Here is a 25,473-nt window from a genome sequence, read left to right as displayed (position 1 = left end):
CATGAATATTATTATTTATGCTGATGTTGTTACGATTTTGCCCCCATTCACAGGCTGACTGTCAATTATCCTGCCTGCGGGTTAGCCGCTTTTTCAAAACCTATAAAGTCGCCACGCCAAACCTCTCCGCCACTGTAATCATTGTCAAGACATCAATTAATTAACTGATTTTCATATATTATGACATTTCATGGCGTTCAGAAGAACTACAAATGAAATGGATTGACTCATCTATTAGGGGTCAAAAAAAACGCGCTACAAGAAATAATCAGTAACAATTGCAACACTATTCCAATCATAACGTAAACTATATGATACCAGACGATTATTATTGCTTTTAGGTAACATCTTTGTATGGCTGCTTTTAAGCAACAATACTCTAACACAACATATAACATTATAACTTACAATAGGTTAACAAATGGAATTACAGCTTATGCTTAACCACTTTTTCGAGCGCGTCAGAAAGGATGCAAATTTCAACGCATTTCTAATCGATCTGGAATATAATAATATCGCTTATTACATTTATTTTGTTGCTACCGGTAATGTGAAAATTATCACTCATGCAGGCCACTTCATTTCTATTAAAAGCAATAGAAAGCTGATTAAAGTCAATTCAACACCGAATACGCAATTAATAAAATTGACTTCAGCTAAACACTTTTCGGGGGAGCATTCCTATGAAAAATACTGTACCGATCTGGCAACGGCAGGCGTTTTTAAATGGATTGTTGAATTAAACCAAAAAACTCGACAATACTGGTCGAAAGACAACCAATTATTATATATAGAAAATGTGGTCATGCCGCTTTAACAAGCCAGGGTAATAATAGCGTCAGTCGTGACATCCGGCGTGTTACGACTGCGGGTTATCCATTTAGAGACCATAATGAGAGTCTGGCTGCGAGAGTTACCCTGTGCAGTTCGACCGATGCAACAACGTTTGACACGATGCTCGACAACAGCATCTCCTGGTGCAGGAGAAATGATTTTCAAAGCGATATCGACTAAAAGCTCAAAATATTTGCCTGCTATTTATATTCTATCTAATTAATACCCTCCAGGAAGTGTGGCATAATTGCAGAATCTGTCAGGATTCCGGGAGCATACCGGAGCGTAATCGAAAAAACATCTGGAAATGTATGAGCAAGGATGAAATCAGTTATCAAATTCTTTACCGGTACTCTCTGGAAAAGCTATACAGTACTCTTACCAGAAGAGTAGATAACGTGCTGTCATTCGCCCTCGTTTTTCTCGGGGTCGGCGTCACCATAAACGTCGGGAGTCCCTTTATTCTGGGGCCAGGCATTGTGGGTATCGCCATACTAAAAAGAGTACTCCGCTTCGGCACGCGATCAGCACAGGCCGACCGGCAGTCCAGCGCCTGGCTGAAACTTTTTAATACTCGGCACCGCTTTCCTTCAGATAAAACACTGTTCCTTGCCTTCACATCGCTTGAGCAAGACGCGAGCGAAGTATGGTCCATGCTTATTGGTCCTGCCAACGTCATGACTGAGACCGCCCTCGGAAAAACGCCCATTGAGCCATTGACGGCGGGTGAAAAAATCTGCGCATTTTTGAGTGGCGCGACGAAATCCCAGCCAGCAGATCGCAATTGAACTGTCTTCTAAACGCCTGTGCCATACCACAGAGATTTAGTACAAAATTAATTAATGGAGTACTAACGCTGTCAGCAGGTTTCTCTGAGTGAAAGATTTGTATTATACGCACAGCCCAGTTTACAGTTTATATAACAGCGCAATATGTTTTTGTATCCGTACCATGCCGCCTACAAGCGGCTGTCTGAGTACCTCTAGCCATGCCAGGAGGTATTAGCTCAAATGTGAGCTGACATATCTATGGCACAGCGCCAAACCTAATCTGACTGTCCGCCCTGTGCCAGAAGCGGACGCTGATCATGGTGTGTACAGGCCAACGGTACGATATATTTTAAAGCTACCTGATTACAGCTTTCATAAAGCTATGTGTATTCAAATGCAGCAAAGCTATAAACCGGGCTTAATTAAATAATGCCTTTGCGAACCTACTTTAGGAAAGTCCGGTAGCGACATTTGAAGTATATACCCCTGTTTTTCATAAAAAGGGAGAGCCTGGAAGCTAAAAGTATCTACAAGTCCATGAACACAGCCTTTCCGCAAACCTTCTTTTTCGGCCATCGCCATAAGTTTGCTCCCCAGACCGCAGTTCCTTGCAGATTCACTTACCCAAAGATAGTCGATGCAGAGCCACGGACCTTTTCTGTCAGCAATTAATCCGCCTACCATTTCGCCGCTTTCGTTTCTGCAGTAGACCCCAAGCTGCCCATTTTTACTAAAATCGACGAACTGAGCATTGTAGCTTCTTAATCCGGTTAATAGTTCTTCTTTATCAAATTCAGTAACTTGATGTGTGATTTGAATGTCCATACATGCCCAATTGAACAAGTTTGTATTTGGAATATAACGTTATAAATAAGTTAATAAAATGTATCAATAGAAAGTTTGTTTTTACTCCTGGGGGCAGGCCACGTCCGCTACTCGCTTAAAGCAGACTGTCAGCTGGAGTCTGAGCCGGTACAATTAATGTGCCACTGGTTAGAAATCAGTAATACGATTTTATCAGGCTGGTGCTCTGGCCTGTCAGGATTTGAGGTATCCACCCGGTTTACCAGCCCCCTGTATTTGGCACCAGTGGAACCCACTTCCCGATCCAGGATATCCAGTACCTACCACCGAACCTCTTTCCCCAAAAGACATGAGCAACCTCAAGCGCCTTGTCTGGATGATAACCACGGTATGAAGTTTGATAACACGTGGAATCAGGGCGTTTGGTACGCTCTCCGTTCAGCAACTGGACGCCCTTCTCCCCAGCCTTTCAGCGTTGAAGATTTGCCAGCGCTGGGTGAAGAGTGTAGGCGAATTATGAAAATCACTTCTGCCGTTTATACTTCGAAAAAGACGTTATCAGAAAGGTGGTTCGCAAGCGCGGAGTTATTAAACCTTTACTTAACGAAATACGGTTTAAGTTGCTTGAATTGCAGCAGAAAGAAAACGACGGCTTGATGATGCTGGACAAATTAAGCGAGCATGGCATCAATGGACTGATACGCCGTCAATAAAAGGAAGGGTGCATGGACGATCCCGTCACATCACCAATCACAGCAGAAGAGCACAAAACAACATTTCACAGCGTAAAGGATAAAACACGATGCCATTTTCAATCAAAAACATATGTTCAGGTCCACAAGGACACTACCCAGAAATCTCCGGACCTATACAGAACAAGCCAGTACCGAGGAATTGCACACTGATCTCAACAACATGCAAAATACAGGAGTATACAGTATTCAGCAGATGTTCCTGCAGTTTTGAAATGCGACCACCCGGTACAGAAGAAAGAACCCCACGACTAAAACTCTCAGCAACAGAGCTCTTATGGCTATCTAAAACAATAGAAACAGAGATGCGCAACACAAAAGAATGAGCCTGTCAGTAATTCTGTGTAACTGCCCAGTTATTAAAGGTGATCGCTCAGGCGGTCACCGAACTTGATAATAAAACGGCTCATCGCCATCAGAGCCGCCTCTTCGGTCGGGGTCTGATAGACCATCTTCAGGCTGCTGGTCACGGCTTTGTAGTCTTTCCAGGCTACGTATTTCAGGCTGTTACGCACCATATGGATAATGCATAGCTGGATATGGGGTTGCGGGAAGACGCTGTTTATCGCATCCGGGAAGCCCTTCAGACCGTCCACACAGGCAATCAGGATGTCCTGAAGGCCCCAGTTTTTCAGCTCCGTCAGCACGCTTAGCCAGAACTTTTCGCCTTCATTTTCGGCCAGCCACATACCCAGCGGCGTCGTACATCTCTTTGAAGGTGGCGACGATTTCGCGGGTAGTCATGCCTTTGGCGTAGGGGGATAAAATTTGGCTGTCCATCTGCGTAATGCGCGTCTGGTGCTTCTTAAGCAGCTGTGGTTCGAAGGTGTTTTCACGGTCACGCGGCGTGTTCAGTTCGATCTCGCCGTCATCGCATAACACCGTTTTTGATGAGTAGCCATTGCGGGTGTTTGAGCCTGTTTTGGGGGCGTTTTTCTCATACCCGGGGTGGTCAGTCAGCTACGCATTGAGCGCCGTTTCGACGGTTAATTTCGCAGCATACGGGAAAACGGATTGAGGTCGGCTTCGGTTTTAAGGCCTTTAGCCAGTTCAGCCGCAAGGAATTTGAGTTTCTTTTCGTCCATAATTGCCTGTCTCCGTTACTGGAGTGAACATATCAAAAACAGGCAATTACACAATTTTAATTACAGTCTCAGTTCAGTCACATTATTGATGAGCGACTGTACGTTAAGCCAATCAAGACCGATATGAAAATCGCTCTGCCACTTTCGCGCCCCCCTCCTTCCATGGGTTTACGCCTCAGTACGGTGATTGATCGTTGCCGCCTGGTAAGCCGTAGCGAATACCTTATCAGCGCTGGCATACGCAAAAACCGCCCGAACGGGAGTATTCATCCTGACAGCCTGACTAAAAAATTTGTTGCGGCACGAAAATTTACCGGAATAAATTTAGTGATAACCCACCGACATTTCACGAGATCCGCAGCTTATCCGGACGACTATATAAAGATGCTTACGGGGAAGGGTTTGCTCAGAAACTCCTGGGACATACTTCCGAGAACACCACGAAACTCTATATCGATAAACGCGATAATAAAGCTTACGTGATGCTCTGATTTTGTTGTAAAAGAAATGTTAAACTGGATTTGGATCTGATATAACGAAAAAGCCCGGAATACAGAAGTTCTAGAAAATTTCGGAAATTTCGGATTATTGATCATAAGCAACTGATTTATAAGAAAAAAAGAGACCGAATACGATTTCTGTTTACGGCAACAATTAATCCTTCTCTTTAAATTCATAATGTTACATATTAATTAAGTGATTTTAACGATTAGAATACGTTATTTTTGATTCTAATAGATTCAATTAGTTATCACTTTTTACGTTTTAATTCGGACATATTTCGAACCATTTTGCGTATAAATCCCCCGACCAATCAAACTCACTGCCCAATATATCACTCGACCTCTTCCACTGGTGGCCTCCCGATGCCAAATGCCCATGTAGACGAAGGCTTAATAGTGATGCCAACAAAAGCGATCGCGAAAAGTTGAACAGATGCCTGGTTTCAGATTAAACACATTGGTTAGTCATCCTGAACAAGTAAAATCCGCCGCAACTGGCAACCATTCAATACTCGCACTATCGAACGATCGCCAGCTTGCCGCAGCCCGTTCTTGCATACGATGTGGCTGCGGTTCCATCACATCAGGAATGTGAAAATCTGGATAAACCTGCCACTTAACCTGAAGCAGGTCTTCATAGCGGGTGGTATACCGAGGCGAAAGCATTTCTCTTAAGGTCGCCATATAAAAACATTCTATTACAACGAGTTATCTCCTCCTGCCTCCGCCCCGGCGCAAAGCTATAGTTTTTTCTATCTCCTTGTGAAACAAACAATTATTCTTGCTATGGCGCTGATTAACAATCGTTCGCGGGCAACGTACATTCAGCGAGTTTCAGAGCTTCCTGACGGAATTCCGCCGGTGCTGTTTCCGGGGCTTCTTACTGGTTGATACAGATCCTGCCTCTTACTTGAGAATTTACTCATTTAGCCGTATGTCCATTATGGGTGGATAAGATCATTTATCATCGTAATGGTTGAAAGCGATAAGTTAAACTTGTCCTGGCTCAACAAGGGAACCCGACTAATGATGAGCTCTTCATCTTCAAGGCGTTTTATGCCTTCCAGCAAGAATAGATATTAAATCGACAACTGCTGCCAGGTCTTGCAGGCGCAGTGGACAATCGTGTGGTAACAGCCTGAGTCATTTCTTATTTTTCTCATTCAGCATAACTGCGTCTTCTGATAGAGAAATTTTTATCTAAACATATAAAAAACACAGTGAAGAAAACGCTACTTTTTTCTAGCTAAAAAGCTAAATTAATTTTTTTATGGAGAGGATCTTATGCGCAAGGTGTCGATATCTATATTATTCATGCTAGTTTCACTGACCTGGGGGACTACATGGTTGGCTATGCGAATTGCCGTTGAAACTATCCCTCCAGTGTTTGCAACCGGAATGAGGTTTATGTTTGCAGCACCTTTTTTAATCATCATTGCATGGTTAAGAAAAAAAAACCTGTTGTTTCCTCCCGGACAACGATTATTCCAGTTTGTGATTTGCATCTTTTATTTTTCTATTCCTTTCTCACTAATGATTTATGGTGAAACCTATGTCAACTCTGGGCTTGCCGCCATTATCTTTGCGAATATGCCTGTGGCCGTTTTGATAGCATCGGTTTTGTTTCTAAATGAAAAAGCGAAACTAATGCAGATCGCGGGCTTAACTATCGCAATCACTGCATTGACGGGGATACTTCTTGAAGAAACGAATACAAGTACAGAGAGTCACTGGCAGGGTATCACTGCGCTTATTTCTGCTGTGTTAATCCATGCCATAATATATACACAATGTAAGAAAAGAAGTTGTACTGTCTCTGTTATCACATTTAATGCGCTCCCGTGCCTTTTAGCTGGGTTGATACTTTCTGCGACAGGATGGTTTTTTGAAAGACCACAAGTATCAACCTTCTCAGTACACTCAATATTAGCTACCCTGTATCTCGGGGCTTTTGCCGGAGTTTTTGGTATCCTGTGCTACTTTGCGCTTCAGCAAAAGGCTAACGCCTTCCAGGCTTCGCTTGTATTTCTTATCTTTCCGCTGATTGCGGTAAGTCTGGAAGACTATATTTATGGATATGCTATTTCAACACACTCAATGCTGCTTATTATACCATTAGCTATCGGGATATTTCTTACTCTTGTCGCCAGAAATATCCCTGTAACCAGCAGATGTCGGGATAATTCATCACAGAAATAATCGATTTATAATAACGCAAATAATTCCTGATGCCTTACTGAACTCCAGCTAATGCGGGGTGGATAAGCTGGAATACAGACCCGGTAATACACAGCGATTATATTAACAAGCAATGTAATAAAGGAGTTTTTTATGTTCATGTTTCTGCCATTCTTGCTTGCACTGAGCGTGGCAATGGGAGCCATAAACAGAAAGGATAAAGTCAGCTACATTCTATGGGCCGTTTTACTCATCGTCACTATTTTATCATTCATCCATCATATGACCAATTCGCTAACTTTGTCATTTTAAGGAGCGTGTATGAAAACGCATCATCATCCAACAACATTTGTTCATCTGATTAATCAGATGGGACTCCTTGTGATATGCGTTGCTCTGGTTGTAGCCTTTTATTATCAACTCGTTAGGCATGAGCTGCCTTGTCCAATTTGCTTATTACAGCGGGCTGGCCTCATCATCGCCGGTTTTGGCTTTTTATTTAACCTCTGCTTTGGTCTACGAGGCATACATTACGGGATGGTAATTATTGGCAGTATCCTGACCGGAGTTATGGCATCCCGGCAAATATGTTTGCATATCATGCCCGGTGACACAGGATATGGTTCTGCATTTTTTGGATTACACTTTTATACCTGGACTCTGATTACGTCAATTCTCATTATTATTGCTGTTGCGGTAGTTCTGGCAATCAGTAGCATGAATGCTGCATTTCGTTCATTGAATATTAATCCGAACCTGTTCAGTATTGTCGGTTGGGTATTTCTATTACTGATTACTGCCAACCTTATTTCAACTGTACTGGAATGTGGCGGAGGGGAATGTGCTGCTAACCCGGTCACATATAAGCTACTGTCGAAGCAGGATATTGCCTTTCTGAAAACAGGCCTCCTGACGAGGACAGTTCTCCGGTTATGACGCACTTTTAAAATGACTGATTGGTAAATATATAGCAAGCACCTGTCTTGTAGAAACTGGAATGGTTATGGGCTAACACGGAAGTTTCAGTAACGTTGAAATGGTGCAATAATAGGAATCAAACTTATAACCTTCGCATTACGAATTAGTAGAATCACATTTAACTAACTAAAAGCATGTTGACCAGACTCGCAGACCATTGAATCACGCAACAACCAGTTACTGTCATCTGATGAAAAAGGCTGTGCATAACAGAATCAGGACTGACTGGCATCAGGGTCATGTGCTTCAGCAGCAAATACATAAAATGAAGCAAGATATAAAGAATGAAGGAAAAATCGAGTATGAAAAACGTACAGAATTGTCTGAAGTAACTTCCCTGCAGCATTGACGCCGCAGGGAATCTATTTATGGTGTAACTATATTGAACCAGAACTCAAACTTGTCCATATAGCCCAGCATCTCATCCAGTTTCGCAGCATTACCGGTAACGTTGACTTCTCCTTTATCTTGAGCCTGCTTCAGAGTTTCTTCCTTCAGGATAATTTTATTCAGCGTGTCACGGTTCAGAGTAATCGTGGCATCAGCGTCTTTCGCTTCAGCATTAGCCGTGTGGTTCAGCACGCCATTTTCCAGCTCAAGCTTGTACTTTCCGCCGTCGCTGCCAAGGTCAATATTAAACACCGCCCGGGCATTACCCGCTTTTTCACCGTTGATATGTACAGCCAGGAAATCGAAGAACATTTCAGGGGTCATTGCCCGAACGGTATCCGGACTTGCTGTATTTGGCGTCGGACCTTTAACCACACCGTTACGCAGCTCCTGCGCACCGGTCAGGTAGAAGTTACGCCATGGACCAGATTCAGCCTGATACCCCAATTGTTCCAACGCATCGGCTTCAAGGTTACGTGCATTCTGGTTATTTGGATCGGCAAACACGACCTTACTCACCACCTGAGCAACCCAACGGTAGTTCCCCTGGTCAAAGTCTGCTTTGGCTTTCTGAAGAATCGCATCGGCACCGCCCATATATTCAACAAATTTCTTAGCCGCTTCTTCGGGTGGCAGCTCATCAAGGGTTGCCGGATTGCCATCGAACCAACCGAGATACAGCACATACGTTGCTTTTACGTCATGGCTGATGGAGCCGTAATAGCCGCGGTTGGCCCAGGTTTTTGCCGGGCTATCCGGTAGTTTGAAGTTGGCCGCTATTTCGTCGCGAGTCAGACCTTCATTGGCCATACGCAGAGTCTGGTCATTGATATAACGATACAGGTCTCGCTGGCTTTTCAGCAGACCAACAACATTCTCGTTACCCCAGGTCGGCCAGTGGTGCTGGGCCATAATAATTTCAGCTTTGTCACCCCAACGCACTATAGCTTCGTTGATATATTTCGACCACGGCAACGGCTCACGAATTTTTGCGCCGCGTAGCGAGTAAGTGTTATGCAGGGTGTGAGTGACGTCCTCTGCGGCTTCGATGAGTTTCTTCTCTTCGATGAACCACAGCATTTCCGAAGGGGCTTCCGAACCAGGGGCCAGCATAAAGTCGTAAGTCAGGCCATCAATCACTTCTTTCTGGCCGTCTTTATCAATGATATTAGTGGGCGCAATCAGTGTCACCGTCCCCGCAGAGGTGGTCGTCCCCAGTCCGGCGCCAACCTGGCCGGAGGCATCTGGTTTCAGGAGGTTGCCATACATATAGCTGGCACGGCGGCTCATCACGTTGCCGGCCATAATATTCTCGGCTACTGCTGCCTCCATAAAGCCAGCAGGCGCATACACTTTCACCTTGCCGGATTTCACGTCCGCTTCATCGACAACGCCACGCACCCCGCCATAGTGGTCAACATGGCTATGAGTGTAAATGATGGCGACAACAGGCTTATTGCCCCGGTTTTTGAAATACAAATCCATACCAGCTTTGGCTGTTTCCGCAGAAACCAGCGGATCGACAACCGTAATCCCCTCTTTACCTTCGATAATCGTCATGTTGGATAAATCAAGGTTACGAATCTGGTAGACGCCGTCTGTGACTTCAAACAAGCCACTGATATTGATTAGTTGGGACTGACGCCACAGACTAGGGTTAACAGTGTCAGGAGATTTTTCCCCTTCTTTTATGAAAGCGTACTGCTGTGGATTCCAGATGACATTCCCTTGCTCTCCCTTAATCACGTCTTCAGGTAAAGCGGCGATAAAGCCTTTATGGGCATTCGTGAAATCGGTGTTATCAGAGAAAGGAAGTTGGTTATAAAGCGCATCGTTAGCTTGCCTGGTTGAAGCAGTGGCACCTTTTGGGGCTTCCTGTGCAAATAAAGGTGTCAGCGCAGAGGAAGAGAGTAGCCCCGCCAGTGCAAGACTTTTTACGATCGACTTAAGTCTCATTTGTATCCCTCATGTAAAAATATTCTGTATCACTCAGTCTGGTCGATTAATTATCTTTTAATTCAAACAATTAAAGTTATTGCTGACCATTTTTGCTCTTTTAAATATAACAAAAAAGTTACATTTAGCTATTTATGGATACAAATAAGTCGTGTTTTACGTATGCCAGTTACATCCTCTTTTAGTAAGTGGGGTAAGCTCGCTTCCAGTTTCCGGGAGACACTATAATTCTCCCCCCTACTACAGGAATTGTGACTATAAGTTCGTCACTGTGGAGCAAAAATCATCTCATCAGCCAAAAATGCAGCCTGGCCTGATAGCTTTTCCATTTTTCACCGTGAAGTATCTCCGCACTACACTGGATAGTAATTATTCATTATATGAGGCGATTAAGGATAGGGGCAGGATTCGGACGACAGGCGCCGTACCTCCAGTGCTGGAAGGGTATGGCAGGATCATAAAGATATGGTCAGGCAAGCGCTACGTGTAAGTATTCCGTGGTTCACATTTGTGAATATCAGCTTTGCGCTTATCATTTTATTTCGCCACATACTCATCAGTGACTTTGACAAGTCGATCAGTGCACAGACTGGAATACTGCCTTTAATAGACGATATTATGGGCAGTATTATTGTTTTTTCGTTCCTGATACTCCTTTTCATTTACCGCCTTCCGGCCAGATTTACTTCTCTTTGTCTGGTGATGCTGCTGATTCTCAGTTTGATGTGGAGCTATTGTAGCTACTGTTTTATTGTCTGGTGGCAACTGCCTTTTGCCTGGCCTCTCAGTGTCATCCTTATGCTTACCGCGCTGGCTGCGCTTTATTATCATCTGCCAGCGTTGCTACTTTTCATCGTCCCGTTATGGCTGACCGCCCTACTGGCCAGTGTGCAGCTTAACCAGTATGTGAATATCCGGTTTTTATTAGTCTGGCTTACTCTTACCGCCATACTCATTTATGGTCGCTTTATCCTGCAGCGCTGGTTTGATGAAGCCTGGTTGCGTTACCAGGAAAACCGGATGCTTATTGCGCGTCTCGACGTTATGGCTCACCAGGATGCACTGACCGGGACCGCTAATCGACGTTCAATGGAAAGTTTTCTTGGGGGTGCTCTCCGCCAGACGGAGCCGTTTGCACTGATCATGCTCGATGTGGACTATTTCAAAAACTATAACGACCATTATGGTCACCAGGCTGGCGATGCCTGTCTGGCAAAGGTGGCCTGTGTAGTGAAGAGGTCGATTCGTACTCCGGCAGACCTGGTGGCACGTTACGGGGGCGAGGAGTTTGTCGTTGTGCTGCCTTCTTCGTCGCTGAATGAAGCAGCACTGGTTGCTCAACGTATTCAGACAAACCTGCGTGAAACCGCACTGCCGCATGCAGCATCTGCGGTTAGCGAAACGGTCACCGTCAGCATGGGCATCACCCTTTCCACAGCCGGTGACACTGTTACCGGCATTATTGCCAGAGCGGACGAGGCCCTTTATCGGGCTAAACAACAGGGACGTAATCGTTGGGTAAAGTAAAACCAGTTGCCCGGTGTTTGATACAGATGATCACCTTGCCATACTCAGATAATTAAAACTGAATATTTGGAAGCAAAAAAGACAGTCGGACTCACGGAACCTTTGCGCTGGTACAGCCTGAATATCAGATAAAATTATGTCCAGCCGCAGACAACCAGTTGACAGTGGAATATTCCTGGTGTTGTGAACAAGGCGACATTCACAACACGACTGTGCTCACGGAATTCAAATGCCGAACGGGTGATTACGATATTCACTACCTCTGCAAAGTTATATTATTCGATTTTCATGCAGATTCCGCCTCCCGGTAATGTCCCGGATAAAATGCCAGTCCCCTTTGCATCGTCACGCTGTTCCGGCACTCCGTACAGATAACGTTTCTGGTCCGGTCGTAGGAACTCACGACACCTTCCGGCGTTTTCAGAAAGCGGGTAATCCTGGCATCTTCACGTTTCTGCTTCCAAAGCAGGAAAGCCTGTTCCGAAGGAAAAATACCGCTTCTCCCGGCCTGATACAGATCCCCACAACTTTCCGCCTTTTCCAGGTAGTGGCGGGCTGTAAAAATGGTTAACCCTGCTATCTTCCGCAGCTATCCAAACGTCATCCGACCGTGTGTTCGTATCAGTTCCGTCAGGCGCTTCTGTATTTCAGCTTTCTGCGCCGGTGTGTAATTTCTGCTCATAAGTCCCCCCCCTGTTAAAGCCTTCCCGCCGCCTTACGCCGTCTGAATTCTTCCATCATCAGTTGTGCCGGGGTTGGCCCTGCCGGATGGCGCGGCGCTGCAAGTTGACGGCGTACCGGCGGTAGCCACAACGGAAATCCGAAAAGTTCCGGCGCTGGGTGACTGTGACACCATGAGTTTTGTCAGCGCCATCGTTCAGTATTCCCAGCTTGGGCTGGAACCCGGCGGCGCGCTCGGTCATGCCTATCTGCTGCCGTTCGGAAACAAAAACGAAAAGTCAGGCAAAAAAACGTTCAGTTAATTATTGGCTACCGGGGAATGATCGACCTTGCCCGCTGTTCCGGACAGATTGCCAGCCTTTCCGCGCGCGTTGTCCGTGAAGGTGACGATTTCAGCTTCGAGTTTGGTCTGGAAGAGAAGCTGGTACACCGTCCGGGTGAGAACGAAGATGCACAGGTTACTCATGTCTATGCCGTTGCCCGCCTTAATCGATCGCTGCCGACTGGTAAGCCGAACTGATTTCATGATCAGTGCAGGAATCAGGAAAAATAGCCCGACCGGGAATATTCATCCGGATGGATTGACAAAGACATTTGTAAAAGCAAGAAAAGCCTCCGGCGTTAACTTCAGCAATAATCCACCGACATTTCACGAGATCCGAAGTCTGGCCGGGCGGTTGTACAAAAACGAGCACGGCGAGGTGTTCGCCCAAAAACTCCTGGGCCACACCTCAGAGAACACCACGAAACTCTATCTCGATGAACGCGATAATAAAGCTTACGTGATGCTCTGATTTTGCTGTAAAAGAAATGTTAAACTGGATTTGGATGTGATATAACCAAAAAGACCGGAATACAGAAATTCGGAAAATTTCGGATCGTTAATTGTAAATAGCTTATTTATAAGAAAAATAAAAAGAAACCGAATACGATTCCTGTTTACGGCAACAATTGATCTTTCTCTTTAAATTCAGAATGTTACATATTAATTAAGTGATTTTAACGATTAGAATACGTTATTTTTGATTCTAATAGATTCAATTAGTTATCACTTTTTACGTTTTAATTCGGACATATTTCGAACCATTTTGCGTATAAATCCCCCGACCAATCAAACTCACTGCCCAATATATCACTCGACCTCTTCCACTGGTGGCCTCCCGATGCCAAATGCCCATGTAGACGAAGGCTTAATAGTGATGCCAACAAAAGCGATCACGAAAAGTTGAACAGATGCCTGGTTTCAGATTAAACACATTGATTAGCCATTCTTAACCAGTAGAATCCGCCGCGACTGGCAACCATTCAATATTCGCACTATCGAACGATCGCCAGTTTGCCGCAGTCCGTTCCTGCATACGACGTGGCTGCGGCACCGATCATACCGGGCAGTCGTCAAACCTCCAGGATCGCGCATCGTCAACGATGCAGGTGATCGTGAACAAGATATAGTTTTCCACAGTTCGTACAGGATAGGCCTCCTTATTGCTGCCTTCGCAGTGACAGTAACTGTCCCTGTGTTTTCACATCCTAACCTACCATGTCCCCGATAAGTTAAGTATATGAGCGTAGAGGAGCTTTTCGACCATGGGCACAACCTCTAAATCTGAAGGGAGTTCATCAATAGATACAATAATGAACGTTTCTTTAAAGATCTTTGTAGTCAGTCCCTGTTAGGTTGTCGTGACATAAGAATATCGCTTAATTTTGAATACAGGGAAATGTAATTGATTATAAATGTTGGACATGTAGCTACAGAAAAATTCGACACAACTGGAGTGAGCGCCTGTAACAACCAACAGAGTACTTCAGTTGATTTATCCTCCTGTATTATTAATGCTGCTTCAGAATGTACCGTTTTTGTCAGAACAATAATAAAGAAATCGGACAGTTATGATGCAATGCAAATTGACAGGCTTAAAATTGATACGCAGGAAAAATACGACGCTCTTAATTTACAAAGAGAACATCACAAGAAATTTCTGCAAACTATAAAAGCAAACTCTTTTGACAGAGCTATGGCTGAAAGACCAGAAAACCCAATATCTCTGAGTCTAATATATTCTTCCATTGATTCAATAAAATATAACACAGGGAACTGTGCTGATATGTCGCTAATTTTAGGTGCGATTATTGCAAAATATATACCACAAAGACTAACCGGAATAGGATTTTCGAAAAATAATGTATTTGATGCCAGAATAAGTACATCCCTTATGTATAATAGCGCGTCAGGAGGGAATCATGTGGTTGTTTTTTTGACTTTTACTGATTCAAAAGGAATATCGGAATATATACTTGACCCTTGGCTGGATGCGCGCATTTTCAAAAAGGAAGAGTCATATGAAATTTATAAAAACAATAGCAGTGAATATATTAATGAAAATCATTACTTCGAAGCATACGATAAATACACTGCTATAATGAATAGCGCAGAATATATAGACGCCATAACAAAGACAATAAATCTTTTATATAGAGTTAATCTTGATGAAATTCAATTAACCAATCCATTTAAGTTTATATAATTAACTCTTATGGCTGATTAAAGGAGTGTTATTTTCCCATGAATGGCATCAAAGGCATGTTACTCGCCGGAAATTTTCTGTACAACGTCGAAACGCCAACATCATAAATAATCGCTACCTGCTGTCACGGTACTCCGGCCCTAATGAGGCGCCCGGCTGCGCCCATTGTTCCTGTGATTATTATTTAATAACGATTACGAAAACAAAAACTCAACTAACTGAATTAAATAGAATTAAACAAAATTGACATATAAAAATGTACTTAATTATGTACTTTTGAAATCGTCAGCATACGATCTGCTGATCAACATACGACGTTACATCACAATAGTGAACTGTACGACCTATAAACACGATTACAGTCAGTTCTGACTAAACAGCAGTCAGCCTACCAAGGCACGCTCTTGCAAACAACGTGACTGCGGTAATCCATCACACCAGAAATGTGAAAAATCAGGGTGAAAATTTAATTGAAGCTGTCACTTAACCCGAAGCAGGTCTTCATAGCGGATAGTATATCGTGGCGAGAGGATCTCCCGTTTAATATACCACTATTATTGGATTCCCTGCCCAGTAAAGGTTACCGGTGCAATGGAGAGAAGACAATCTCATCTGTGTCTACTGATCAAACATTAGGGTAAGAGTAATGAAAAAAGTATATTTTATGTTTGTTATCTTGTTGTCACTTTCAGGTATTCATTCCGCGATGGCAAAACCCTGGCAGGAGATTAAAGAAAGCAAAGAGTTACGTGTGGGGGTGCCTGGTGACTATGCTCCCCTCGCATTTCACAACAAACAAAATAAATTAATCGGTTTTGATATTGATATGGCATATTCACTGGGCAAAGCTCTGCACCTGAATATCCTGTTTGTACCTAGCAGTTGGCCTACACTGTCAACTGACCTGGCAGCAGACAAATTTGATATTGCAATGGGAGGGATTACAGAAACTCCCGGCAGAAGAAAACAGTTCGCACTTTCTTCTCCGGTACTTAAAAATGGGAAAATAGCGCTGACGCAATGTAACAGGATTAATGACTTCAAATCTCTTGAAGATATTGACCGTAAGGGCGTGCGGATTGTTGTTAATCCAGGTGGTACAAATCTGGACTATGTTGACAAGCATATCAGGTATGCAGATGTTATTCGCGAAAAAGATAATGATGCCACTCTGCAGAGGATTCGTGAACGCAGCGCTGATGTCATGTTTACCGACTTGCTCGAAGGTACTTATTACCAGAACAAAGAGCCAGGCGTCTTCTGCGTATCAACCAGGAGTATCCTCCCCGACACTGCCGGTAATAAAGTCTATATGATGGCGAAGGATAATCAGTATCTTCTTGATGCTGTAAATAGCTGGTTATCTGATGAAAACAGAATCATACTTGCCAGAAAGTGGCAGATAAATCCAGAGTAGCCGCCACAAAATTTTGACAAGCACCATTGCCGACTGACGAACAGAACTGGCGCGGGGTGAAAGATGTGACGACGATAAAGCCAGCCAGGCTAAATGGATGGCTTATATCAGGAAGCTTAAAACGCTGGATTTAACAGGCGTTTCAGATGAGGCCACCTTCACAGTAATCAGATGGTCTGCATGACCACAGTAATACTACTAACTTGCAGTTTTTTAGGCGTTAATTTGGTTCTGGTATCTACACGAGTTCATTCAGATACAAGTAAATTTTCTGTAGAGAATAAAATTACTACACTTATTATTCCATTTCAAAGTAAATACTTGCTTAACAATCAGTAGACAGACAAGAAAAATTTTCGCCTCTGCTTTATCCTGGTAAAGGATTGCGGTAAAAGTTAAGAAGGCAGCATAACTCTCAACTATGTGGATAATATTATGAATAAATTTAACAGTGTATTGTTAGCGCTGGTTTTTGCTATATCAGCCATAACATTTTCTTCATCTGCAATGGCCACTGAAAGCGATAATAAAGGATTCCCGGGCATTTCCTTTCCGTGGTGTAAAATCTGGCCGGCAGGTATATCAATCCCAGAACTACCAGAGGGTAAAATATGCTGGTAAACGAAACAACCTTTTATTAACCTGGGTGATTAATTACCGTGTAAACAAGTAATTTGTGATACATGGATAATTAAAGTACCACAGTAACGACTACAGACTGGCTGGTTTATCCGGCCAGGAGAGGCAGATGTATCCACCCTGTTTACCATTACGCTGTAGAGTTCCCATGCTTCCAGCCGTTTAATCTCGTCATCTGTGGCAAATCATTCACAGTATTTACGTTCTTTCCCATACATTCCCCTGCCAAATCACCTGACCGCCAGATACATCTCAATCCGTTTCCACTTCGGCGCGCCAAGCACGGTCATTCCGTCCAGGAATATCAAATTGGCTTCTTTTTTCGTGCGCAGCGCATTGTCGTAAAGGTAGTCGTGGATTATTGCCGCTTTAGCGTATTTGCCGTCTGGCGGCATGACTGACCAGAAGATGCATGGCACGGTGGCGAGATCAGTTACAAATCCGGCTGGTACGCTGATTACGTCGCTGTTGTCGTCGCTGAGGTAAAATTCAAAAGATTCATGTACACGCCAAAGGTAGTGGCCAGGCATTTCAAGAATGGCCGGGGTTGTGAAGCAGCTCATAATACATTCCTTAACGGTTTTCCGGCCAGCCAACACGTAACCCAGTACAGCCCGTGCGTTGGTGAGACTGTTCACTTCGTCCTTCATCTGCCGCTGGCGTTCGTGGATTTTAAAACCCACCAGTACCATGTTTCGTTGCATAGCGGCTTCGAGTTTAATCAGTTCGTCTGCGCTCATTGGCACATCGATGTTATCTGCATCCGTCCAGAAGAATCCTGGTGGTAGCGTTCCCTGTTTTGCCACCGCCGTTACTGGCGACAGTCGGTCCTGCGACGCTTTACCGCAGTCCCAGTGGTGATCATTCAGTGTGAACGGATAGTTACCGTTTTCCTGTGCATTAGGCCACACATTAATCTCAGCGTATTTCTGACCGAGTGCGGTCGCAAGGTCAGCCACCCACTGACCGTTTTCAAATTTATCTATTGGTGATGTGGGGGCCTGTGTGGTGGTGTTCTCCGGTAACGGGCCGGGTTTTGAAATATAAATCGGGTTGCTGGTTTGCGTGTCGTACACTGTTTCGCCGTGATGGTCTTCGTTTAGACTCCACGTTTCGGTTTCAGGGTCAAATACAGCAATATGACTGGCCGGAATATCAGGAGGGGCAATATCGGTACAGTTTGACGGTAATCCGGTATGTGGCGCTACCGTCGGCAATATCCAGTCCGGCAGTGCCTGTCACCATTACTGAAACATTACTGCCTTCACCGGCACTCCAGATCTGCGCGACGATACGGTAATGCTCCTGGATATTTTGTGTCTGCGGTAACAGTGAACAGTCCAGATACAACGAACTCAGTTCCGGATCATCTCCGGTACCGGTGATAATCCCTGTGGTCTGGTCGTTAACACTGGCTGTGATGGCCTTCTCCCTGAAATACCGCTCCACAGCATTTAGCAACTCATCCGGTTTACGGTTACCGATGAATGAGGTTGATATCTGTTCGCTCATCCCTGGCTGCTGCCCGGTCTGGCTATCCCCGGCGCAGCTTCTGCTGTTAAATCAGATGAAACAGAACGCACCCCTGCCGGAGAAAACGGGATAGACCGCTATGACGTGTTACTAAAACGACGGGATTTAGCGACCAACACATACAAAATTCGCGGCAACCAGTTAACGACCGTGAGCGAAAAAATGGGGGAAATGATACTGGCAGAGGTGACCACGCGGCATATTGCTGAGTTTCTGGAGTCATGGATCGCGGAAGGTAAAAACACGATGGCGGGGGCGATGAGGTCTGTACTATCTGACATGTTTCGTGAGGCAATTGTGGAAGGAAGAATAACAACGAATCCGGTTGAGCCAACCCGAGCACCTGAAATTAAGGTTGCCAGGGAACGCCTGCAACTGGAAACATATAACGCCACGCGGACGGCGGCAGAACATCTGCCTGTGTGGTTTCCTCTTGCGATGGATCTCGCGCTGGTTACTGGTTAACGTAGGGAGGATATCGTAAATATGAAATTTAGTGATGTTTTTGACAACCGCTTATACGTAACTCAGATTAAAACCGGAATGAAAATAGCCATTCCCCTCTCCCTGACACTTCAGGCGCCAGGGTTACGTCCGGGAACGGTTATCGATCGCTGCCGGCTGGTAAGCAGAACCGATCTCATGATCAGTGCCGGAATCAGGAAAAATAGCCCGACCGGGAATATTCACCCGGATGGGCTGACAAAGAAATTTGTAAAAGCCAGAAAAATTTCAGGCGTTAACTTTAGTGATAACCCACCGACATTTCACGAGATCCGTAGCCTGGCTGGTCGGCTGTACAAAGACGAACTCGGCGAGGAATTCGCTCAAAAACTACTGGACCACACCTCAGAGAACACCACGAAACTCTATCTCGATGAACGCGATAATAAAGCTTACGTGATGCTCTGATTTTGTTGTAAAAGAAATGTTAAAATGGATTTGGATGTGATATAACCAAAAAGACCGGAATACAGAAATTCGGACAAATTTCGGACATTTTCGGACAAGCGTTTTTAATTTTTTGATTTGTAAGGAAAATAAAAAGAGACCGAATACGATTCCTGTATTCGGTCCAGGGAAATGGCTCTTGGGAGAGAGCCGTGCGCTAAAAGTTGGCATTAATGCAGGCTAAATCGCCTTGCCCTTTAAGAATAGATGACGACGCCAGGTTTTCCAGTTTGTGACGAAGGTGATTGAAAAAACCTGGCGTTTTGTCTGTTATCAGAGATAAAAAAACCGTAAGCCTTTTCGTGAAGGTTTACGGTTTTTTATTAAAAATCAGTCAGCTATTGGATGGATCACAAAGCTTTTGCGCACGTTCGATAAACGGCGCCAGACTCATTTTCTCACCGGGCTTCGCCGGGTTATCGATTTGAATGACGGCAATAGGCTGAGCGCGCGTTTTACCCTCCGCTACTTGCTGTTCGGCAATAGCATTCAAAGGATACTGCACCAGCGTACTGGGGTTGATCACATAGAGCGCCTGGCCAGGCCGACAGGTCAACATGACCTCTTCCCGATTAAACGCCCACTTGTCTTTTCCTACTTCAAAACGACTTACGGTAATCACCTGCGGCGCCGCCAACGCTACGCCCGAAGTGGCCAGCAGAAGCGCCGGAAGGAGTATTTTTTTCATTCGTTATGCCAGTCCATCAGAAAGGTTCGAGGGTTGCAAACAGGCTGACGATCGCCAGAACTATGCCTCCAACTCCCCATTCAATTTGCGTCATCCTGACAAACCATAGGTCAGTCCGGGGATTTTCCTGTCGCATACGTGGTACGAGAACATACCGATTCGTCAGCGCAATTGCTACCATAAGCACGACCAGCGCACATTTTAACAAAAGCAACTGTCCATAGGTGGTCTGCCAGATAGCGGTAAATCCCGTGATAAATAGCGTGTTGCCAATGCCTGTGAGCAATACGCCCGCCACAAAAAAGTGACCATAACGAGAAAAACGCATCATGGCGCTAATAGCATGTTGACGCCAGCGTCCCTGAGCCATGCGCATACAATAAACCACTGGCAACAGCCCACCAAACCAGGCTGCGGCACAGAGTAAATGCAGAGCATGGTTAATCTGCTGTAATGTTCCCACTACACCGTCGCGCATCGTCGCATGTCCAACGCCTGCCAGCAGGATAAACTGAGCAACGGTGAGAATAAGAAGCCGTCGTTGCATTTTTACCGGCGCAATGACTACCACCGCCAGCGTGACCAGCGCGAGGATAATTTGCCATATCCAGACCGCGCCAAAGCGGGTTTGCAGTACCGCGCTCCACACCGAGACGGAAAAAACATCGGGCCAGCCGCCGCCCATCAGTCCACCCTGAATCGCCAGCATAAAAGCCGCGCTGATAACGCTCCAGGCGGCGGCATGTCGTTGCAGATGTAAAAATCGACGCGTCATTAAACGACGAATTGATGCGGGTGCCAGCCAGGCACCGTAAAGCGCGCAGCCGTAGACCAGCATCAAACTAGCAAAATGAATAAATCGGAGAGTTATCCAGACGAATGTCAGCATCATTTATTTCACGCTGAAGGTGTATTTCTCTTTTGTTTTATGTCCATCCACCGACACAACGTGCCAGTCTACCGTGTAAGCGCCAGATTTTAACGGCTGCTCAAGCGGGATAATCAACTGCGTTTTATCCTGTTCATTTCGCTTTGCCGGGCGCGTTTTGATGAGCTCTTGCTGAGGGCCAGTAATGGTTGCGCCGCTGAACCCTGGCTCAATCCCTTCAGAAAAGTTCAGGGTCAGCGCCTGTGGCGAGGCCGTAACGGCAGCATTCGCCGCTGGATACTGATGCGTCAGGTGCGCATGTGCCCAGGCCGCTGGCGTCGCAAATGTCGATGCCAGCAGCAGTAAAGCTAAACGTCGCGATGGTGCAGAAGAAGCCATATTCACTATTCCTTTTTGTTATACCTACGTTACAAAGAATAACCTTCAACAATCAATGAGTCGAGGATCATCATTTCCATCTTGCCATTACCGCGGACTCTTAGTACCTTCTGGCGGCAACAAAAAAGGAGACACGTATGAAAACAAATCTGGCTCAGCTTGAACAAGCGGAAATGGATAAAGTCAATATGGACCTGGCGGCAGCCGGGGTGGCATTTAAAGAGCGCTACAATATGCCAGTTGTCGCGGAGGCGGTCGAACGTGAGCAGCCAGAGCATCTACGCGCCTGGTTTCGCGAGCGGCTGATTGCCCATCGTCTGGCTTCCGTATCACTATCCCGACTCCCTTACGAACCCAAAGTTAAATAAAAATTATATAACGTTACACTTCCTTACATGCAGACGACTACATTATAAGGCGATTCTTAATCTATGCTTTTTAGAATGGCTGTAGAGACTATGAAAAGGAAGTCATTATGTCCTCCTGGAAAATTGCTGCTGCGCAGTATGCGCCCCTGAACGCCTCGCCGGTGGAGCATGTTGCCCACCATCTGGAATATATTGAGCTTGCGGCTCGTCAACAGTGCGAACTGCTGGTCTTTCCGTCACTGTCGCTATTAGGCTGCGACGAAAAAAATAAATCATTGCCCGCCCCGCCTGACGAGGCGCTTTTACAGCCGCTCACTCATGCGGCCGATACCCACCATATGACTATCATTGTGGGTATGCCTGTTGAGCATAACTGCCGCTTCGTAAAAGGCATCGCTATTTTTGCCCCATGGCTAACGTCGCCGCTCATGTTTCACAAAAGTCATGGCGCCTGTATTGCCAGGCAGCGAAGCGCTATCAACGTGGTGGATGAGCAGCCAGAAGGTGGTGATATAGACCCCTCATTTACGTTATTCACAACCAGTCAATGTCTTAACGAGCCTGAACTCCATGCTTCTACCTCACGCTTACAACGTTTTTCGCATAAATATGCGCTGGCCGTACTGATGGCCAATGCCTGTGGCAGTAGCGCGCTGTGGGATGAAAGCGGGCAACTTATTGTTCGTGCCGATTGCGGTTCGCTATTACTGACGGGTCTGCGCACAACCGAGGGTTGGCAAGGCGATATCATTCCATTACGCTAAGATCTTTGGGTGAGGAATGAATCATGTTGCGGATTATAGACACGGAAACCTGCGGGCTGCAGGGCGGGATCGTAGAGATAGCCTCTGTAGATGTCATTGATGGCAACATTGTCAATCCCATGAGTCACCTGATACGCCCCGATCGCCCTATTACGCCGCAGGCGATGGCGATACATCGTATTACCGAAGCCATGGTCGCCGATAAGCCGTGGATTGAAGATGTCATACCGCTTTATTACGGTAGTGAGTGGTATGTCGCTCACAATGCCAGTTTCGACAGACGCGTATTACCTGAATTGCCGGGTGAGTGGATCTGTACCATGAAGTTGTCGCGACGCCTGTGGCCGGGAATAAAATACAGCAATATGGCGCTCTATAAATCGCGCAAACTAAGCGTACAAACGCCGCCGGGGCTGCATCATCACCGGGCGCTTTATGATTGCTATATCACCGCCGCCTTGCTGATTGATATTATGCGAACCACCGGCTGGACCGCGGAAGAAATGGTCAATATCACGGGCCGTCCTGCGCTGTTAACCACTTTCTCGTTCGGTAAATACCGCGGTAAGGCGGTATCTGAAGTCGCAAAACGCGATCCGGGCTATTTACGCTGGCTTTTTAATAACCTTGATAATATGAGCCCGGAGCTTCGCCTGACGCTTAAACACTACCTGGAAGATGTTCAGGCTGGCGAGCAACGCAGCAATGGAACACCACAATAATCCGCGACGCTCACAAGCCGTTGCGGGCGCGCGCGTCTATGCGCTATGTAAGGTTCCCTGCGCCAGGCCGATTAAAAAGGCGAACTCCAGCGCGACGCCTTCGTAGGATTTAAACCGCCCCGACTTACCACCGTGCCCGGAGTCCATATCCGTACATAGCAGCAGCAGACGTTGGTCCGTTTTTAGCTCGCGTAATTTTGCCACCCACTTCGCCGGTTCCCAGTATTGCACCTGGGAATCGTGCAATCCTGTCGTCACCAGCAGGTGCGGATAGTCCTGCGCTTTGACATTGTCATAAGGACTATAGCTTTTCATATAGTCATAATACTCAATATCCTGCGGGTTCCCCCACTCTTCAAACTCTCCTGTCGTTAGTGGGATCGACTCATCCAGCATCGTGGTTAATACATCAACAAAGGGTACCTGGGCAATAACGCCGTGAAAAAGCTCGGGACGTTCGTTGATAGCGACGCCCATTAGCATTCCGCCCGCGCTCCCGCCCATCCCATAACACAGCGACGGCGAACCGTAACCCAGTTTTAATAAGGCATCGCAGGCATCAAGATAGTCATTAAAAGTATTCCGCTTTTTGAGGAATTTGCCATCTTCATACCACTGCTGCCCCAGCTCACCGCCGCCGCGAACGTGTACGATTGCGTAAACAAAGCCACGATCCAGCAAGCTCAGTCGGCTGCTGCTGAAATCGGCGTCAATACTGGAACCGTAAGATCCGTAGCCGTAAACCAGAAGCGGATTTTGCCCTTTACGAAAATACTTCTGATGATAAACCAACGATACCGGCACTTCGACGCCGTCGCGTGCGGTGATCCACAGGTGTTCGCTCTGATAACAGCCAGAATCAAACCCAGGCACTTCCGTCTGTTTAAGTACCCGTCGTTCTCCGGTATCCATATCCAGTTCAAACAAGGTATCTGGCGTCGTCATTGAAGAATAGCCGTAACGCAGCCGGGAGGTCTCAGGTTCGGGATTATAGGCAAGCCACGTCACGTAAGCCGGATCGTCAAAGGCAATGCCTATCACTTCACGGGTTTTACGGTTAATTTGCCGCAGGCTGGTAAGCCCCCGTTGACGCTCTTCGACCACTAACCAGTCGGTAAACAGGGTAAACCCTTCCAGCATAATATGCTCGCGCGGAGGGATCAGCTCTTCCCAGGCGTTTTCATTGCGCACGCGGGTACGGTACAACCCAAAGTTTTTACCGTTCCGGTTAGAGCGCAGGTAAAACTTATGTTGATAGTGATCGAGACTATATTCGTGGTCTTTGCGGCGCGGTAAGAATGAAAACGGCTCGGCATCGGCCAGTTCCGCGTCAAGTAATAGCACTTCGCTAGTGGTGGCGCTGGCAAGATGAATTACCACATAATGCTGCGAAGTGGTTTTATGCAGGCTGACATAAAAGGTGTCGTCTTTCTCTTCATATACCAGTTCATCTTGCGATGACGGAGTGCCAATCGTGTGCCGCCAAACCTGATAGGGCAGCAGCGTCTTCTTATGCTTACGCACATAGTAAAGGGTCAGGGAATCATTGGCCCAGACAAATTCAGGCGCAACGTTATCCAGCAGTTCCGGATACCAGTTACCGCTTTCGAGGTTACGAAAACGCAACCCATACTGACGACGGGATAAATAATCTTCTGCCAGCGCCATGATGGTATTATCCGGCGTAATGGCAAGTCCGCCGAGCGTATAAAATTCGCTGTGCGCGGCCCGCTGGTTCGCATCGAGCAAGGTTTCCCACACATCCCACTCTTCGCTTAACGCCGATTGTCGTTGATAGATGGCATATTCGCAGCCGGGTTCATAGATATAACGGTAGCGATAGCCATTTTTCACATACGGAGCGGAAACTTCTCTGGGCGGGATGCGATCGATAATTTCTTTTAGAATGCGGTCCTGTAACGCCTGCTGAGAGGACATGGCCTTCCGGCCATACTCATTTTCCTGATGCAGGTAATCAAGGACTTCCGGCTGCGAGCGAGTGTCATCTCGCAGCCAGTAATAATTATCAATGCGCGTATCGCCATGTACGGTCATGGCATAGGGAATTCGATTGGCTTTTGGCAACATGTCGTTTTTTCTTTTGCGTTAATATTTGTTATATATCACGCGGCAAACAC

The 25,473-nt window shown here is 45.9% G+C and carries 22 protein-coding genes and 12 pseudogenes; 19 read left to right on the top strand and 15 right to left on the bottom strand.

Annotation, left to right across the window (positions count from 1 at the left end; genetic code table 11):
* Positions 1-421: 421 nt before the first annotated feature.
* Entirely contained in the window at positions 422-817 is a 396-nt protein-coding gene (locus NA197_RS13685; RefSeq protein WP_000422887.1) for a DUF1398 domain-containing protein, read from the top strand.
* A 328-nt stretch (positions 818-1,145) separates the two neighbouring features.
* The gene (locus NA197_RS13680) at positions 1,146-1,622 is read left to right on the top strand and encodes a hypothetical protein (protein WP_053445721.1); all 477 of its coding nucleotides are present in this window, start codon (positions 1,146-1,148) and stop codon (positions 1,620-1,622) included.
* 387 nt (positions 1,623-2,009) lie between these two features.
* Here NA197_RS13680 and NA197_RS13675 read toward each other — a convergent pair whose 3' ends face one another.
* Positions 2,010-2,429, bottom strand: coding sequence for a GNAT family N-acetyltransferase (locus tag NA197_RS13675; RefSeq protein ID WP_000354408.1), 420 nt, complete (start codon positions 2,427-2,429; stop codon positions 2,010-2,012).
* Positions 2,430-2,798: 369 nt separating this feature from the next.
* Here NA197_RS13675 and NA197_RS13670 point away from each other — a divergent pair, with 369 nt between their 5' ends.
* The gene (locus NA197_RS13670) at positions 2,799-3,065 is read left to right on the top strand and encodes a hypothetical protein (protein ID WP_077950678.1); all 267 of its coding nucleotides are present in this window, start codon (positions 2,799-2,801) and stop codon (positions 3,063-3,065) included.
* 168 nt (positions 3,066-3,233) lie between these two features.
* A complete protein-coding gene (locus NA197_RS13665) occupies positions 3,234-3,374 on the top strand; it encodes a hypothetical protein (protein ID WP_001640444.1) in 141 nt (46 codons plus the stop codon).
* 184 nt (positions 3,375-3,558) lie between these two features.
* On the opposite strand, the pseudogene NA197_RS13660 reads toward NA197_RS13665, so the two are convergent.
* Positions 3,559-4,245: pseudogene (locus NA197_RS13660) on the bottom strand (transposase); the annotation flags it as partial.
* A gap of 69 nt (positions 4,246-4,314) precedes the next feature.
* Here NA197_RS13660 and NA197_RS13655 point away from each other — a divergent pair.
* The 4 genes and pseudogenes from NA197_RS13655 to NA197_RS13640 form a co-directional block, all read left to right on the top strand.
* A pseudogene (locus NA197_RS13655) lies at positions 4,315-4,736 on the top strand (tyrosine-type recombinase/integrase); the annotation flags it as partial.
* Positions 4,737-6,032: 1,296 nt separating this feature from the next.
* Positions 6,033-6,947 (top strand): DMT family transporter, encoded by a 915-nt coding sequence (locus NA197_RS13650; RefSeq protein ID WP_001233444.1) that lies wholly within the window; start codon positions 6,033-6,035, stop codon positions 6,945-6,947.
* A 132-nt stretch (positions 6,948-7,079) separates the two neighbouring features.
* Positions 7,080-7,238, top strand: a complete 159-nt coding sequence (locus NA197_RS13645) for a DUF5993 family protein (protein ID WP_000480735.1) — start codon at positions 7,080-7,082, stop codon at positions 7,236-7,238.
* A gap of 9 nt (positions 7,239-7,247) precedes the next feature.
* A complete protein-coding gene (locus NA197_RS13640; protein WP_064043561.1) occupies positions 7,248-7,862 on the top strand; it encodes a disulfide bond formation protein B in 615 nt (204 codons plus the stop codon).
* Positions 7,863-8,270: 408 nt separating this feature from the next.
* Here the strand turns inward: NA197_RS13640 and NA197_RS13635 are convergent, their stop codons facing one another.
* On the bottom strand, positions 8,271-10,250 hold the full coding sequence (locus tag NA197_RS13635; RefSeq protein ID WP_371062099.1) for an alkyl/aryl-sulfatase: 1,980 nt from the start codon (positions 10,248-10,250) through the stop codon (positions 8,271-8,273).
* A gap of 465 nt (positions 10,251-10,715) precedes the next feature.
* On the opposite strand from NA197_RS13635, the gene NA197_RS13630 reads away from it, so the two are divergent.
* Positions 10,716-11,777, top strand: coding sequence for a GGDEF domain-containing protein (locus NA197_RS13630; RefSeq protein ID WP_064043563.1), 1,062 nt, complete (start codon positions 10,716-10,718; stop codon positions 11,775-11,777).
* A 286-nt stretch (positions 11,778-12,063) separates the two neighbouring features.
* On the opposite strand, the gene NA197_RS13625 is transcribed toward NA197_RS13630, so the two are convergent.
* Both NA197_RS13625 and NA197_RS13620 read right to left on the bottom strand, forming a co-directional pair.
* Positions 12,064-12,366: a DUF977 family protein gene (locus tag NA197_RS13625; protein WP_226996218.1), complete on the bottom strand. Its 303-nt coding sequence runs from the start codon at positions 12,364-12,366 to the stop codon at positions 12,064-12,066.
* Between the two features lie 107 nt (positions 12,367-12,473).
* Positions 12,474-12,584: pseudogene (locus tag NA197_RS13620) on the bottom strand (replication protein P); the annotation flags it as partial.
* Between NA197_RS13620 and NA197_RS13615 the strand changes: the two are divergent.
* The 3 genes and pseudogenes from NA197_RS13615 to NA197_RS13605 form a co-directional block, all read left to right on the top strand.
* Positions 12,581-12,945 (top strand): annotated as a pseudogene (locus NA197_RS13615) (recombinase RecT); the annotation flags it as partial. The pseudogenes NA197_RS13620 and NA197_RS13615 overlap by 4 nt on opposite strands.
* Positions 12,944-13,252: pseudogene (locus NA197_RS13610) on the top strand (tyrosine-type recombinase/integrase); the annotation flags it as partial. The pseudogenes NA197_RS13615 and NA197_RS13610, both read left to right, overlap by 2 nt.
* A gap of 933 nt (positions 13,253-14,185) precedes the next feature.
* A complete protein-coding gene (locus NA197_RS13605; protein ID WP_023218576.1) occupies positions 14,186-14,986 on the top strand; it encodes a hypothetical protein in 801 nt (266 codons plus the stop codon).
* A 28-nt stretch (positions 14,987-15,014) separates the two neighbouring features.
* Here NA197_RS13605 and NA197_RS13600 read toward each other — a convergent pair.
* Positions 15,015-15,157: pseudogene (locus NA197_RS13600) on the bottom strand (helix-turn-helix domain-containing protein); the annotation flags it as partial.
* Positions 15,158-15,632: 475 nt separating this feature from the next.
* Here NA197_RS13600 and NA197_RS13595 point away from each other — a divergent pair.
* The 3 genes and pseudogenes from NA197_RS13595 (at position 15,633) to NA197_RS13585 (ending at position 17,024) form a co-directional block, all read left to right on the top strand.
* Positions 15,633-16,403, top strand: coding sequence for a transporter substrate-binding domain-containing protein (locus NA197_RS13595; RefSeq protein WP_000758583.1), 771 nt, complete (start codon positions 15,633-15,635; stop codon positions 16,401-16,403).
* Positions 16,404-16,419: 16 nt separating this feature from the next.
* Positions 16,420-16,587: pseudogene (locus NA197_RS13590) on the top strand (tail fiber assembly protein); the annotation flags it as partial.
* A gap of 251 nt (positions 16,588-16,838) precedes the next feature.
* Positions 16,839-17,024 carry a PagK family vesicle-borne virulence factor gene (locus NA197_RS13585; RefSeq protein ID WP_071787785.1) on the top strand — a complete coding sequence of 62 codons (186 nt, stop codon included), beginning with the start codon at positions 16,839-16,841 and terminating at the stop codon, positions 17,022-17,024.
* 90 nt (positions 17,025-17,114) lie between these two features.
* Here NA197_RS13585 and NA197_RS13580 read toward each other — a convergent pair.
* The 5 genes and pseudogenes from NA197_RS13580 to NA197_RS13560 form a co-directional block, all read right to left on the bottom strand.
* Positions 17,115-17,224: pseudogene (locus NA197_RS13580) on the bottom strand (tail fiber assembly protein); the annotation flags it as partial.
* A gap of 48 nt (positions 17,225-17,272) precedes the next feature.
* A complete protein-coding gene (locus tag NA197_RS13575) occupies positions 17,273-17,605 on the bottom strand; it encodes a DUF1353 domain-containing protein (protein ID WP_031607880.1) in 333 nt (110 codons plus the stop codon).
* Between the two features lie 120 nt (positions 17,606-17,725).
* A pseudogene (locus NA197_RS13570) lies at positions 17,726-17,953 on the bottom strand (DUF4376 domain-containing protein); the annotation flags it as partial.
* Between the two features lie 92 nt (positions 17,954-18,045).
* A pseudogene (locus NA197_RS13565) lies at positions 18,046-18,250 on the bottom strand (DUF1353 domain-containing protein); the annotation flags it as partial.
* Positions 18,246-18,581 (bottom strand): annotated as a pseudogene (locus NA197_RS13560) (hypothetical protein); the annotation flags it as partial. The pseudogenes NA197_RS13565 and NA197_RS13560, both read right to left, overlap by 5 nt.
* 63 nt (positions 18,582-18,644) lie before the next feature.
* On the opposite strand from NA197_RS13560, the pseudogene NA197_RS13555 reads away from it, so the two are divergent.
* Positions 18,645-19,487: pseudogene (locus tag NA197_RS13555) on the top strand (tyrosine-type recombinase/integrase); the annotation flags it as partial.
* A gap of 373 nt (positions 19,488-19,860) precedes the next feature.
* On the opposite strand, the gene NA197_RS13550 reads toward NA197_RS13555, so the two are convergent.
* The 3 genes from NA197_RS13550 to yobA are packed head-to-tail and all read right to left on the bottom strand — an operon-like array spanning position 19,861 to position 21,481.
* A complete protein-coding gene (locus tag NA197_RS13550) occupies positions 19,861-20,214 on the bottom strand; it encodes a YebY family protein (RefSeq protein WP_000722368.1) in 354 nt (117 codons plus the stop codon).
* 16 nt (positions 20,215-20,230) lie between these two features.
* Positions 20,231-21,106 carry a copper homeostasis membrane protein CopD gene (copD, locus tag NA197_RS13545; protein ID WP_001579467.1) on the bottom strand — a complete coding sequence of 292 codons (876 nt, stop codon included), beginning with the start codon at positions 21,104-21,106 and terminating at the stop codon, positions 20,231-20,233.
* On the bottom strand, positions 21,107-21,481 hold the full coding sequence (gene yobA / locus NA197_RS13540; protein WP_064043334.1) for a CopC domain-containing protein YobA: 375 nt from the start codon (positions 21,479-21,481) through the stop codon (positions 21,107-21,109).
* A gap of 137 nt (positions 21,482-21,618) precedes the next feature.
* Here yobA and NA197_RS13535 point away from each other — a divergent pair, with 137 nt between their 5' ends.
* The 3 genes from NA197_RS13535 to exoX all read left to right on the top strand — a co-directional run bounded on the left by NA197_RS13535 (position 21,619) and on the right by exoX (position 23,335).
* Positions 21,619-21,849 carry a DNA polymerase III subunit theta gene (locus NA197_RS13535; RefSeq protein WP_064043333.1) on the top strand — a complete coding sequence of 77 codons (231 nt, stop codon included), beginning with the start codon at positions 21,619-21,621 and terminating at the stop codon, positions 21,847-21,849.
* Positions 21,850-21,956: 107 nt separating this feature from the next.
* Positions 21,957-22,613 carry a carbon-nitrogen hydrolase family protein gene (locus NA197_RS13530; RefSeq protein WP_023227121.1) on the top strand — a complete coding sequence of 219 codons (657 nt, stop codon included), beginning with the start codon at positions 21,957-21,959 and terminating at the stop codon, positions 22,611-22,613.
* Positions 22,614-22,636: 23 nt separating this feature from the next.
* Positions 22,637-23,335 carry an exodeoxyribonuclease X gene (gene exoX, locus NA197_RS13525; protein WP_000944285.1) on the top strand — a complete coding sequence of 233 codons (699 nt, stop codon included), beginning with the start codon at positions 22,637-22,639 and terminating at the stop codon, positions 23,333-23,335.
* A 36-nt stretch (positions 23,336-23,371) separates the two neighbouring features.
* Here exoX and ptrB read toward each other — a convergent pair whose 3' ends face one another.
* Entirely contained in the window at positions 23,372-25,423 is a 2,052-nt protein-coding gene (ptrB, locus tag NA197_RS13520) for an oligopeptidase B (protein ID WP_001579463.1), read from the bottom strand.
* Positions 25,424-25,473: the final 50 nt, after the last annotated feature.

It is taken from the genome of Salmonella sp. NW884 (genome assembly GCF_051700745.1).
Taxonomy (GTDB): Bacteria; Pseudomonadota; Gammaproteobacteria; order Enterobacterales; family Enterobacteriaceae; genus Salmonella; species Salmonella enterica.
Note: the sequence above shows the minus strand (reverse complement) of the source record. Positions and strands in the feature narration are given on the sequence as shown.